Here is a 12,223-nt window from a genome sequence, read left to right on the forward strand (position 1 = left end):
GGTACTGCAGGGGGGACCCTGTGGGAGAGTAGGACGCCGCCGAACTAATTGTAGAGAAAACCCCCTTGCCATGCGGCAAGGGGGTTTTCTGCGTTTAGGGTCTAGTTATGCGCTACGACCTGGTGATCTTCGACAACGACGGCGTCCTCGTGGACAGCGAGCCGATCTCCAACACGATCCTGGCCGCCTATCTCACCGAGCTCGGGCACCCGACCTCGTACGAGGAGTCCCTCAGGGACTACATGGGGTCAGCCATGCACCGCATCCACGAGGTTGTCCAGGAGAGCAGTGGCCGGCAGCTGCCGGACGACTTCGACGACGTCTTCCACGGGCGCGTCTTCGCCGCTTTTGAGCGGGAGTTGGAGCCCGTTCCCGGTGCTGTTCAGGTCCTTGAGAAGCTGGCCGCGGACGGGGTGCCGTACTGCGTGGCCTCCTCCGGGAGTCATGAGCGGATTCGGGTGGGGCACCGGAAGACCGGGCTCGACCGGTGGTTCGACGAGGGGTGTGTCTTCAGTTCGCAGGACGTGGGGCGCGGCAAGCCGGCGCCGGATCTGTTTCTGTATGCGGCCGAGCGGATGGGCGTACCGACTCAGAACTGTGTCGTCGTGGAGGACAGCCCGCTCGGCGTCCGAGCGGCGAACGCAGCGGGGATGGACGTGTACGGGTTTGCGGCCATGACGCCCGCGGCCAGGCTGGTCGGGGCCACTCAAGTCTTCTCGGACATGGGGGAGTTGGCTGACCTGCTCGTATGACGGTGTCCATCGCCCGGCACTGACATTTGTCATGGCGAGCTCCGGACGATCGTTTCTGTTGGCGGACGGGGTCCGACCGCGAAGCTGAGTACATCGAAACGGGACGTACACAGTGACGACGGAGGGACCCGATCATGAGCATCACGGCCACCGAGAGCAGCATCGAAGCGCCTGCCGAGACGACCATCGCCGCTCCCGCCGCCAAGGACGGCGGGAGCGCCGCTCGGCAGACCTTCCTCCCGCTGATCCTGGACGTGGCGGTGCCCATGGGGTCGTACTACCTCCTCAAGAGCGGGTTCGGGATGAGCACCATGGCGGCGCTGGGATGGAGCAGCGTGGTGCCCGCGATGCGGACCGTGTGGGGCGTGGTGAGGGAGCGGACGTTCAACGGGCTGGCCGCGCTGATCCTCTTCGTCAACGTCGTGGGTCTGCTGCTCAGCCTGGTCGCCGGTGACCCGCGGCTGATGCTGGCCAAGGACAGCGGGGTCAGCAGTGTGGTCGGTATCGGCATCCTGGTCTCCGTGATGCTGGGCAAGCCGATGATGACGGCGGGGCTCAAGCCGTTCATCACCAAGGGCGACGCCGCGAAGACCGCCGCCTGGGAGCGGCTGCTCAGCGGCTCCGAGCGGTTCCGGAAGTTCGAGCGGACCTTCTCCCTCGTCTGGGGCGTGGCTCTGTTCGGCGAGTGCCTGGCGCGGATCGTGGGCGCGTACACGCTGCCGATCGACACGATGGTCTGGCTGGGCACGGTCGTCATGGTCGCCACGATCGCCCTGGCCATGGTGGTCAGCGGTGGCCTCGCCGCCGGTCCGATGGAGAAGATGCTGGAGGACGAGCTCGCCGACCAGGCTCGGTAGGGCCGTCCACCGTAGAGCTGAGCAGAATTCATCTTCGGCTTGATCTACCCACCGGTAAGCCGGGGCCCTACGCTCGCCGCCATGACAGATGTGCTGCGGCGCGGTAGGGCCTCTCTGGCGTTCAGCTTCTTCGCTCAGGGCGCCACCTTCGCGCTGCTCGTGACGCGCATTCCGGCCATCCAGGAGCGATACGGGGTCTCCGACGCGTTGCTGCCCGCCTTCCTGGCGGCCGTGCCGATCCTGGCCGGCGTCGGAAGCGTGACGACGGAGCAACTGGTCAAGCGAATACGGCCCAGCCGCCTGCTGCGCTGGTCCCAGCCCGTCGTGCTCCTGGCGCTGCTCGGGGTCGGGTCCGGGGACCAGTTGGCCGAGCTGGCCGTCGCCCTCGGGGCCTTCGGGCTCGCGGTGGGCGCGCTCGATGCCTCCATGAACATGCTCGGGGTGAGTCTGCAGCGGACGTACGGGCGCAGCATCATGCTCGGCTTCCACGCCGCGTACAGCCTTGGGGGGATCGTGGGCGCCTCGCTCGCGTGGGCGGGCGCGCACTGGCATCTGTCGTTGTTCGTGTCCTACCTGCCGGTGGTGCTCCTGCTGCTGCCTGCCACGTTCGTCGGGAGTCGGTGGTACGTCGACGGGGTCGCCCCCGAGGCGAAGGAGGAGGCCGAGGCCGGGCCCGTCGTCTTCAAGCTGCTCCTGCCGCTCTGTCTGGTGATGACGTTCGCGTACATCGGGGACTCCACGGTCTCCAACTGGAGCGCGAAATATCTGCAGGACGTGCTGGGCAGCTCGGAGCAACTGGCGACCGTTCCGTACAACGTGTACATGGTGATGACCCTGGTGGGGCGCGCCGTCGGGGACCTCGGGGTGCGGCGGTTCGGGGCCGTGGCCGTCGTACGGCTGGGGGCGGTGGTCGCGGCGCTCGGATTCGCGGTGGTGGCGGTGGCGCCGGGGGCGTGGGTGGGGATGCTCGGGTTCACACTGCTGGGCCTGGGGCTGTGCGTGATCGTGCCGCAGACCTTCGCGGCGGCGGGGCGGCTCTTCCCGGGGGCGTCCGACACGGCGATCGCGCGGCTCAACATCTTCAACTATGTGGGGTTCTTGATCGGTTCGCCGCTGGTGGGCGCGCTGGGGGACGCCTGGAGCTACCGCGGCGCGATGCTGGTACCGATGGTGCTCGTCCTGGTGACCTTGGGGTATGCCCGGTCGTTCGCTCCTGAACCAAACCGATACGGTGACGGACATGAGCGGCCGCGCACAGCTGATGTGGGACGAGGCAGTAACGGGCTATGACTTCGGTCCGGAGCACCCGATGGATCCGGTCCGGCTCGCGCTGACCCGGCGACTGGTCGACGCCTTCGGGCTCGACCGTGAGGTCGACGTGGTCGCGGCGCAGCCCGCCGGCGAGTCGACGCTGCGGCTCGTGCACCGTGAGGACTACGTGGAGGCGGTCAGGGCCGCATCCGCCGATCCGGATTCCGCCGACTCGTCGTACGGGCTCGGGACCATGGACGATCCCGCCTTCGCGGGGATGCACGAGGTGTCCGCGCTCATCGCCGGGCAGTCCGTGGGGGCCGCCGAAGCGGTGTGGCGCGGGGACGCGCTGCACGCGGTGAACTTCGCCGGCGGGCTGCACCATGCGATGCCCGGTGGCGCGTCCGGCTTCTGCATCTACAACGACGCCTCGCTGGCGATCGCGCGACTGCTCGAGCTGGGCGCGGAGCGGGTCGCGTACGTGGATGTGGATGTGCACCACGGGGACGGGGTTCAGGCAGCCTTCTGGGAGGACCCCCGGGTTCTGACGATTTCGCTGCACGAGCATCCGCGGACGCTGTTCCCGCAGACCGGGTGGCCGGAGGAGACCGGCGCCGACAGAGCGGAGGGCTCCGCCGTCAATGTCGCCCTGCCGGCCGGCACCGGGGACGCGGGGTGGCTGCGCGCCTTCCACTCGGTGGTGCCCGAGCTGATCGCCGATTTCCGGCCGCAGGTCCTCGTCACCCAGCACGGCGCCGACACCCACTTCGAGGACCCGCTGGCGCATCTCGCGGTCTCGCTCGACGCGCAGCGGGCCGTGCAGGTGGACTGTCACGAACTGGCGCACGAGTACGCGGACGGGCGGTGGGTCGCGCTCGGTGGTGGCGGGTACGCCGTGGTGGACGTCGTACCGCGGTCCTGGACGCATCTCGTCGCCATCGCGGCGGGGCGGCCCATCGATCCCGAGACGGTGATTCCGGAGAGCTGGCGGCAGGAAGTCTTCGCCCGTACGCGGCAGTTGGCGCCGGTGCGGATGACGGACGGGCGGTGGCCCGTGTCCTGGAAGGACTGGGAGTCGGGGTACGACCCGGCGGACCGCCTCGATCAGGCGATCGTGGCGACGCGCCGGGCCGCTTTCCCGCTGCGGGGACTTCTGCCCTAGACCCTGCGAGGACCACGGCCGATGAGCGCTGTGGGCAGGGCTTCCTGCCGTGGAGCCTCCGTCGACGAGGTCAGTAGCACAGGCTCGTCTCCGAGTTGTAGTAGATGTCGATCGTGCCGCTCCACGTCATGCACTCGCCCGCCTTCGGGTGGTCCTTGTACACGGGACCCGCGTACGTGGTGAACGAGCCATAGTCCCGGGCCGGGTTGCCGCTGGTGGGGTCGGTGTCGAGCGTGACCTCCATGAACACCCGGGCGCCGGGGTTGTTGCGGATCGTCACGGCGCAGAACCCCTGGTTCCCGACGTTGTACGTGACGTACGTGGTGCCGATCGTGGTGGTCGGCGAGGACTTGATCGGCGTGGATGCGGTGACCCGGTAGCCGGCGCCGCAGGCGCCGTTGTAGGCCGCCGTGGTGGCGGCGGACGCCGAAGTGGTCGCGGCGAGGGTGCCGCCGAGGGCGAGGACGGCGAGCGTGGCGGCGGTTGTCGTACGACGGGACAGCTTCATGGTGTTCCCCCTGAGATGACGGTGATGACAGCGATGAGAGCGCTGTCTGTGCTGACAGCGATGTCTGTAGTGACTGTGCTGACAGCGATGTCTGCGGTCACTGTGCTGACAGCGATGACTGTGCTGACAGCGATGACTGTGCTGAGCGTGGTGAGTGTTGATCGCTGTGCCGACTGCGCCGACGGTCAACTGGCGCTTGCCGCACACGTGTTGTGAGACCAGGGGGCCCCGGCGTTGGTTGTGGGGTCATTTGTCACTGTTCTGTCACCGGCGTCACGCAGATGCGGTGGCATCTCATGGCATCCGGGATACCCATTAGGCCAACTGTGCGGCATTTTCCGTGTTTTGGGCATACGGCGGTGGTCGATGCGCCAGCATCGCTGACGTGTTGAGCACCGGAGCACTGCGTGCACACCTTCTGGCCGCCCGATTGGCCGGGCCCGTGGCCACCTCGCGCGAGGAGAGCCTGCGCAGCTATCGGCTCTTCGCCGCCCGTGATCCCCGCGTGCTGCTCGGGCTCGATCCGGAATGGACCTGGCGGCAGCGGGACTTGATCGAGTTGATGGCCGACAAGTGCGGAGTTTCGGCCGATCCGTTGCACACATCAGGGCATGATGTGATCGACCCTGAGCGGACCCTGGCGGCTCTCGACGCCTTCGCGGAGCGGATCGGCGAAGCCGCCCGCAACCGTGACCCCGTGCTCCTCGGCACCGGTCATCCGCATCGACTGATCGGTTTCTACGCCGCGCTGGCGGACGCGCTGTCGGCGGCGGGGTGTACCGTCCTCACTCCCGCGCAGGGTAGCTGTGTCGACATAACGACCCGGTTCGGCCTACGCACGTACAACCTTGACTACGTACAAGGTGTCGCGCTGGTGCGCGAACCCGGCGTGCGGGCCACCGGTCGTGCGACCGGCGCGCATACCCACTCACCCCTCCCGGTTCGGACCGCTCTGGCCGCCGCCGCGGAGTCCGGCGGGCCACTCCCGGAGCTCGTCATCGGGGACCACGGATGGGTCTGCGGAGCAGGTCAGCTGGGGTTCGAGGCGATAGGGCTGGCGGATACGGACGATCCCGCGCTCTTCGTGGGAGAGGCGGAGGGGCAGGTGTCCGTCGTCGTTCCGCTTGATGACGCTGTGCGGTCTGATTACTACCGACCGCTTACTCGCTATGTACTCAATCGAGCGTGTCTGTCACAGTAGGCGGCCGATGGCAGCTCCTCTTCCCCACTCGCATCACCCGCCCCTACTCTGGGGAGTGAGCACGCAACGACGAAGTGTCACCGGAAGGGGAAGCCGGTGGCCGTCGAGTGCGGAAGGTTCAGGTGTGTCATGGCTGCAGCTGGCGAGAGGCCTCTGAACGAGGTTCAGTTCCTGACCGTGGCGGAAGTCGCCTCGGTGATGCGAGTGTCGAAGATGACCGTGTACCGCTTGGTGCACAGCGGTCATCTGCCGGCGATCCGGGTGGGGAGGTCCTTCCGGGTGCCGGAGCAAGCGGTTCACGAGTACCTCCGCGAGAGCTATGTGGGGGTGGAGACAGCCTGACGGTGTTCCGGGAGAGCGGTTCAAGATCTCCCGGAACCCCTCGATTACGACCTCGGCGCTCGGACCGGTAGGCTGGCCCCTCATAGGTCGTGTGGGCCCATGCAGCCCAGCACCGAGTAAAGAGAAGTGAGCGAGGGTAGTCGTGGCCTCTGTTATCAAGAAGCGGCGCAAGCGGATGGCGAAGAAGAAGCACCGCAAGCTGCTCAAGCGCACTCGCGTTCAGCGTCGCAACAAGAAGTAAGCGGCGCCGCAGAAGCGCGTACTGTGGCCCCCCACCGGTCGGTGGGGGGCCACAGTCGTATTCGGGGCGACCCACCAGCCGGTGGGCAGCTGTCCGGGGCGACGTCCGAGATCATGGCCGAGTCCGCGGTCGGCTCGTTTCCGGCCATGCGAACACCGGGCGTACGCCTGTAGGCCGAATGGCTTGGTCTGGTCGTACGTCTGTGGGTGTCGTCACTTCGTGCATCGGGCGGTCATCACAGCGCAACATCAACCCGCTAAGTTGGCGGCACACGGGGAACGCGGCAGTACGAGCGGAGCTACGTCCAGTTCTGGAAGGAAGGCGCTGATCTTGGGGAAGGTCGTGCTCGTGACCGGAGTGGCCCGACAGCTGGGGGGCCGGTTCGTACGACGGATCCAGCGTGACCCGCAGGTGGACCGGGTGATCGCCGTGGACGCGGTGCCACCCGAGCACCATCTGGGCGGTGCCGACTTCGTCCAGGCCGATATCCGGCAGCCCACCATCGCGCGGGTGCTCGCCGAGCACTCCGTCGACACGGTCGTCCACATGGATGTGACGGGCACGGCGCTGGGCAGTGGCAGCCGGACCACGGTCAAGGAGACCAACGTCATCGGCACCATGCAGCTCCTTGGCGCCTGCCAGAAGTCTCCGACGGTCAAGCGGCTCGTCGTGAAGTCCAGTACGAACGTCTACGGCTCCGCGCCCCGCGACCCCGCCGTCTTCACCGAGACAACTCCTCCCAAGTCGCTGCCCAGCGGCGGCTTCGCGAAGGACACGGTGGAGGTCGAGGGGTACGTACGCGGCTTCGCGCGGCGCCGGCCCGATGTCGCCGTGTGCGTGCTGCGGTTCGCGAACATCCTGGGGCCGAGCGCGGACTCGCCGCTCGCCTCGTACTTCTCGCTGCCGGTGCTGCCGACCGTGTTCGGCTACGACCCGCGGCTGCAGTTCGTGCACGAGGACGACGTCATCGAGGTGCTGCGGATCGCCTCGCACGAACCGGAGCGCGGGACGCTCAACAGCGGGACGTTCAACATCGCCGGAGACGGCGTCCTGCTGCTCTCCCAGTGCGCGCGCCGCCTGGGCCGTCCCACCGTGCCGCTGCTGCTGCCCGCGCTCAGCTGGGCGGGCACGGCGGTGCGTACCCTGGGCGTCACGGACTTCTCGCCGGAGCAGTTGCGGCTGCTCACACACGGCAGGGTTGTGTCGACGAACCAGATGCGCGAGACGCTGGGATACAAGCCGAAGTACACGACGGCGGAGACCTTCGCGGACTTCGCCCGCAGCCGGGGGCCCGGACTCCTGCCCCCGGAGGCCCTTGCGGGGGCCGTCGACCGGATCGCCGCGCTGCCCTACCTGGGCGGCGGCCACCCCCCGACGCAGAGCGCCAAATGAGGAGCGCATCAACGATGGCGGACGCCAAGGTCATTCCGTTCGACGACGACCGGTCGCGCGGGGGTGCTGTGCAGCGCCCGCCGCGGCGGCGGAGCGCGGGGAGCCGGCGCAAGGGCGATCCCGTGGTGGTACGTGAGGTACAGCCCCTGCCCGGGCGGCCCATCCAGCAGGATGATGTTCCCGTGACGCGTGAGGAACAGCCGCCCCAGAAGCCGCAGGAGAGCCCGGGCGGCGGTCTGGAGCGGCGTATCGCCGGCGGCCTGGCCTTCCTGCGTCGACGCCTGACGGGCGATTACGAGATCGACGACTTCGGCTACGACGCCGAGCTCACCGACCAGGTCCTGATGTCCCTGATCCGGCCGCTGTACGAGAAGTACTTCCGTGTCGAGGTGAAGGGCATCGAGAACATCCCGTCCGAGGGCGGGGCGCTGATCGTCGCCAACCACTCCGGGACGCTGCCGCTCGACGGCCTGATGATGCAGGTCGCCGTCCACGACAACCACCCCGCGGACCGCCACCTGCGCCTCCTCGCCGCCGACCTCGTCTTCATGCTGCCGGTCGTCAACGAGCTGGCCCGCAAGGCCGGTCACACGCTTGCCTGCGCGGAGGACGCCGAACGGCTCCTGGAGCGCGGCGAACTGGTCGGCGTGATGCCGGAGGGCTTCAAGGGCATCGGCAAGCCGTTCAGTGAGCGCTACAAGCTCCAGCGGTTCGGCCGCGGCGGCTTCGTCTCCACCGCGCTGCGCCAGGGCACCCCGATCATCCCGTGCTCGATCGTCGGCGCGGAGGAGATCTACCCGATGATCGGCAACGCGAAGACCCTCGCGCGCCTCCTCGGCTTCCCGTACTTCCCGATCACTCCGACCTTCCCGTGGCTCGGCCCGCTCGGTGCCGTCCCGCTCCCCACGAAGTGGACGATCCAGTTCGGCGAGCCGATCCCCACGGACGGCTATCCGCCGGAGGCCGCCGAGGACCCGATGCTGATGTTCAACCTGACGGATCAGGTCAGGGAGCAGATCCAGCACACGCTGTACAAGTTGCTGGTGCAGCGCAGGTCGGTCTTCTTCTGATCATGGACATACGTTTCTTCTGATCGTGCCCGTGCGACCCGTCCGCTCTTCTGATCGTGCCCGTCGCCCCGTCCGCGTACGACTCGTCTGAACATGGCGGTACGACGGTGGGGCGCCCTTCTCGAGAAGGGCGCCCCACCGTCGTACCGGATGTTGCTACTTGGTGTCCTCGCTGTCGATGCCCAGTCCCGGCAGGAGGCCGGGCAGCAGGGGCGGCAGCGTGACGTCGGGTTCACCGGCCGGCGTGCTCTTGCTGCTGGACGGGGACGAGCTGGTGTCGTCCCCGGGCGGGTCCAGGAGACCACCCGTGCTGCCGCCGAGCAGGCCGTCGCTGCTGCTGCCCGAGCTGGAGGGCTTGGGCTTGCCGCTGCTGTGGCCGCCGGTGGAGGAGCTGCTGGTGGCGCTGGGCGCCGAACCGTCCGTACCGGACGTGCCGGCGGACTCCTCGCTCCTGCCCCGATGGCGGCCGGTGCCCTCCGTGGAGGGGGACTGCGGGAGCAGCGAGCGCAGCGGGCCGACCTCTTCGTCTATGGCGTCGAAGACCGACGACACCTGGTCACTGACATCGCCGAGCTGCACGGGCAGCCGGTCGCGCAGCGCGCCCCAGGCTTGGCGATGCGACTGGGAGAAGGCGGACAGGGCCTGGATGGGGCCCAGTGAACCGTCCCGCTCATACGCCTCGTGCAGCAGACGGTGGCCTTCCGAGGCGTCGTGCTGCATGCCCGACAGGGCGCGGCGGATCTCGCCCAGGGACTCGTGGTCGAGCTGCCCCGAGCGGCCGCGCTCCATCAGTCGGCGCGCCTCGCTCAGCCGGGTCGAGGCCTGGTCGAGGTAGACCTCGCCCCGGTCGCTGTCGCCGTGGGCCAGGCCGAGTTTGATGTCCTCCATGCCTCGCTTGAGCCCGTAGAGCGAGTCACCGGGCAGGGCGTCGGAGCTGGCAGCGGCCACGCCGCTGAAAGCTCCTGCGGCCACACCCACGGTGAGCCCGCCCGCGGCGAGGCCCTTGGACAGCCGGGACCGCGGTCGCAGTTTCCCCAGCCCGCTCGCCCGATGCGCGCCCCTGGCCCGGTGGGACCGTTGCTCGGGCACCGCAGGATCCAAACCATCGCCTCCGGCAGCGGTGCCCTCCAGCAGCATGGCCTCCATCGCGGCGACGAGCTGCGCTCGCTGCACGACCTTGACCTCGGGGTCCAGCTCCGGTTTGGGCAGCTCGCCGAGACCGGTGGCGAGGGCCAACAGCAGGCCCTGCTCGGTCTGTTCCGACGCAGCCTGGGACGGTGCCGATCCATCGGGCTGCTCGGCCGCCGTGCCCTGGTCGGACTGCTCCTCCAGGGCCTGGGCGAAGGCGTTCGCCCGCCGGTGTGCCGATACGTTCGCGATCACTGGCGGCACCTCCTCTCGTCATGACGGTCGACTCCCCAGGGGGTCCTGAGGGTTGCACTCCCTGACCAGATCCACACGATCGAGTGATCGGTGCTGGCCAGGGTGTGACCACAGGGAGCCTGTATCCCGCACAACGAGCGTCGCGGCACTTGGGTTACGGACGATGGATGATCGGACCGCGAAGTCAACGGACTTTTACGGAGGGTGAGTTGAGCGTCGCTGAGCGTATGGAGTCGTACGGGGATCCTGCGCGGTGTGGACGTTTCTCAGCGGGTGCTCAGCGGGCGTCGTCCGGAAGGAGCCGGGCGAGGGTGCGCACGGCCCGGTACTGGAGGGTCTTGATGGCGCCCTCGTTCTTGCCCATCACGCGGGCGGTCTCGGCGACGGAGAGCCCCTGGAGGAACCGGAGCGTCACGCACTCCTGCTGCTGGGGGTTGAGCCGCCGAACGGCGTCCAGCAGCGCCGCGTTCGACAGGGACTCCAGGACGGAGTCCTCGGGGGAACGCTCGACCTCGTTGGCGTCGAGCATCTCCCCGGTCGTCACCTCCAGCCGGAAGCGGCTGGACTTGAAATGATCCGCGACGAGATTGCGGGCGATGGTGACCAGCCAGGCGCCGAAGTCACGACCTTGCCAGGTGAAGGTGCCGATGCGGCGCAGCGCCCGCAGAAAGGTCTCACTGGTCAGGTCCTCCGCGGTCGCCTTACCCCCCACCCGGTAATAGATGTACCGATAGACCGTGTCGCTGTACTGGTCGTAGAGACGTCCGAAGGCGTCGGCCTCGCCGGCCTGGGCGCGCTCCACGAGGTCCATCATCCGGGCGCTGTCACTGTCTGCGGCCGGGCGGCGTGCGGTGGTGGCTGAGCCCGAGCGGCCCCGTCTGCCGACCGCCGCGTTGCCGTCGGCCAGGGCGTAGCAGGGGCCGACGGGCGCGGGGACGGCGAAGGCGGGGATGGCGTACGCGGTGGGGACGAAGCCGCGCAGACGGTCCAGGACCGTTGCGCGCAGCGTAGCCAGGCCCGAGGCGTCAACCCCGACGTGTGAGTACACGGGACTCCCAGAGGCAGAGCTTCCATCACGTGCAGTGCGGGACCTTTCACCCGTCGTAGCGACGGAGGGGTACCGGTTTGCGTCTGAGGAGAATAACGCTTCGTACAGGCAGCGCTACACCCAGTTGCTCAAATCATCGATTACGGCGCTTCTGTTACTGATTGATGCCTCTTCAAGTACCAGACAGTGACCAGTTGTTGATCGGATCGGTCCGCGTTCCGTTTGAGTGCGGGGCGTGTTGTGGCCGTCTGCGGATAACGGGACTGGCGGGGGTGTTGGGCGGGTAGGACCCCGTGATTGTCTCCGCCTCGCCGCTACGGCCGAGCTCCAAGCGGTATTCGCCCCCTCCGCCCCTGGCCTTCCCGTACCTGGGGGCTCCGCCCCCGGACCCCCGTATCGGCCTTGGCGGCCTCGTCCGCAAACGCCGAACGGGCTGAAAACTTGCCGGCCGGGGTGCAGGGGGCACCCGGGGCGGGTGGGACACGCGAGCAGTCGCACACACGTCCCCAGACCGCAGTTGCGAACGCACGCCCCACGGCGGACTTGAGCCCCCGGACCCGTAGTCGCCCACGCACGTTTCCACGCCCCGCAGTTGCGGACGCACACCGCCCACGAACCCGCAGCAGCCCACGCACGTCCCACGGACGCGCAGTTGTGCACGCACGCCCCCACGCACCCGCAGTTGCCGATCACGTCCCACGAAGCCGCAGTCGTGACGCCCGCCCCCACTCACCCGCAGTCCCCGACGCACGCCCCCGGCCGCAAGAGGCCGCACTCCCCACGCACCCACCCGCAGCTGCGGATGCGCACCCCCACACACCCGCGGCCGCCGACGCACGGAAGGGGCCGTGCCGGTACATCACATGCCCCGTCGCTTACGTGGTTGCCAACAGGCAGAGCCCTGAAGCCCAAGCGATCTGCCACCGGCGACGGGGCGGATGTACCGGCACGGCCCCGACCCCCCCGTCGGCCGCAGGCGGAACCACCCACCGGCGGAACGCGTGGAGCGGCGCGGA

At 68.5% G+C, this 12,223-nt stretch carries 13 protein-coding genes; 10 read left to right on the forward strand and 3 right to left on the reverse strand.

What is annotated here, in order from left to right:
* The first annotated feature begins 107 nt into the window (after positions 1–107).
* From ACIBK0_RS23725 to ACIBK0_RS23740, 4 genes are all read left to right on the forward strand, one after another.
* On the forward strand, positions 108–752 hold the full coding sequence (locus ACIBK0_RS23725; RefSeq protein ID WP_399083280.1) for an HAD family hydrolase: 645 nt from the start codon (positions 108–110) through the stop codon (positions 750–752).
* 134 nt (positions 753–886) lie between these two features.
* Complete coding sequence (locus tag ACIBK0_RS23730) at positions 887–1,609, forward strand: VC0807 family protein (RefSeq protein ID WP_399083283.1); 723 nt, start codon at positions 887–889, stop codon at positions 1,607–1,609.
* Between the two features lie 81 nt (positions 1,610–1,690).
* On the forward strand, positions 1,691–2,899 hold the full coding sequence (locus tag ACIBK0_RS23735) for an MFS transporter (RefSeq protein WP_399083286.1): 1,209 nt from the start codon (positions 1,691–1,693) through the stop codon (positions 2,897–2,899).
* Entirely contained in the window at positions 2,850–4,022 is a 1,173-nt protein-coding gene (locus tag ACIBK0_RS23740; protein WP_399083289.1) for an acetoin utilization protein AcuC, read from the forward strand. Before ACIBK0_RS23735 ends, ACIBK0_RS23740 begins: the two co-directional genes overlap by 50 nt.
* A gap of 70 nt (positions 4,023–4,092) precedes the next feature.
* On the opposite strand, the gene ACIBK0_RS23745 is transcribed toward ACIBK0_RS23740, so the two are convergent.
* Complete coding sequence (locus ACIBK0_RS23745) at positions 4,093–4,530, reverse strand: hypothetical protein (RefSeq protein WP_399083292.1); 438 nt, start codon at positions 4,528–4,530, stop codon at positions 4,093–4,095.
* A gap of 15 nt (positions 4,531–4,545) precedes the next feature.
* Here ACIBK0_RS23745 and ACIBK0_RS23750 point away from each other — a divergent pair, with 15 nt between their 5' ends.
* The 6 genes from ACIBK0_RS23750 (at position 4,546) to ACIBK0_RS23775 (ending at position 8,776) form a co-directional block, all read left to right on the forward strand.
* Complete coding sequence (locus ACIBK0_RS23750; RefSeq protein ID WP_399083295.1) at positions 4,546–4,746, forward strand: hypothetical protein; 201 nt, start codon at positions 4,546–4,548, stop codon at positions 4,744–4,746.
* A 169-nt stretch (positions 4,747–4,915) separates the two neighbouring features.
* Positions 4,916–5,731 carry a phosphatase gene (locus ACIBK0_RS23755; protein ID WP_399083298.1) on the forward strand — a complete coding sequence of 272 codons (816 nt, stop codon included), beginning with the start codon at positions 4,916–4,918 and terminating at the stop codon, positions 5,729–5,731.
* A 129-nt stretch (positions 5,732–5,860) separates the two neighbouring features.
* Entirely contained in the window at positions 5,861–6,073 is a 213-nt protein-coding gene (locus ACIBK0_RS23760; protein WP_004984898.1) for a helix-turn-helix domain-containing protein, read from the forward strand.
* Positions 6,074–6,215: 142 nt separating this feature from the next.
* Positions 6,216–6,314: a 30S ribosomal protein bS22 gene (locus ACIBK0_RS23765; protein ID WP_399083302.1), complete on the forward strand. Its 99-nt coding sequence runs from the start codon at positions 6,216–6,218 to the stop codon at positions 6,312–6,314.
* A 330-nt stretch (positions 6,315–6,644) separates the two neighbouring features.
* Positions 6,645–7,706: an NAD-dependent epimerase/dehydratase family protein gene (locus ACIBK0_RS23770; RefSeq protein WP_399083305.1), complete on the forward strand. Its 1,062-nt coding sequence runs from the start codon at positions 6,645–6,647 to the stop codon at positions 7,704–7,706.
* Positions 7,707–7,720: 14 nt separating this feature from the next.
* Positions 7,721–8,776 (forward strand): lysophospholipid acyltransferase family protein, encoded by a 1,056-nt coding sequence (locus tag ACIBK0_RS23775; protein ID WP_399083308.1) that lies wholly within the window; start codon positions 7,721–7,723, stop codon positions 8,774–8,776.
* A 156-nt stretch (positions 8,777–8,932) separates the two neighbouring features.
* On the opposite strand, the gene ACIBK0_RS23780 is transcribed toward ACIBK0_RS23775, so the two are convergent.
* Together ACIBK0_RS23780 and ACIBK0_RS23785 are read right to left on the reverse strand one after the other, a co-directional pair.
* Positions 8,933–10,159 (reverse strand): DUF5667 domain-containing protein, encoded by a 1,227-nt coding sequence (locus ACIBK0_RS23780; RefSeq protein WP_399083311.1) that lies wholly within the window; start codon positions 10,157–10,159, stop codon positions 8,933–8,935.
* Between the two features lie 277 nt (positions 10,160–10,436).
* On the reverse strand, positions 10,437–11,207 hold the full coding sequence (locus ACIBK0_RS23785; protein ID WP_399083314.1) for an ECF subfamily RNA polymerase sigma factor, BldN family: 771 nt from the start codon (positions 11,205–11,207) through the stop codon (positions 10,437–10,439).
* Positions 11,208–12,223 lie beyond the last annotated feature (1,016 nt).

Source organism: Streptomyces sp. NPDC050564 (genome assembly GCF_044457265.1).
Lineage (GTDB): Bacteria > Actinomycetota > Actinomycetes > Streptomycetales > Streptomycetaceae > Streptomyces.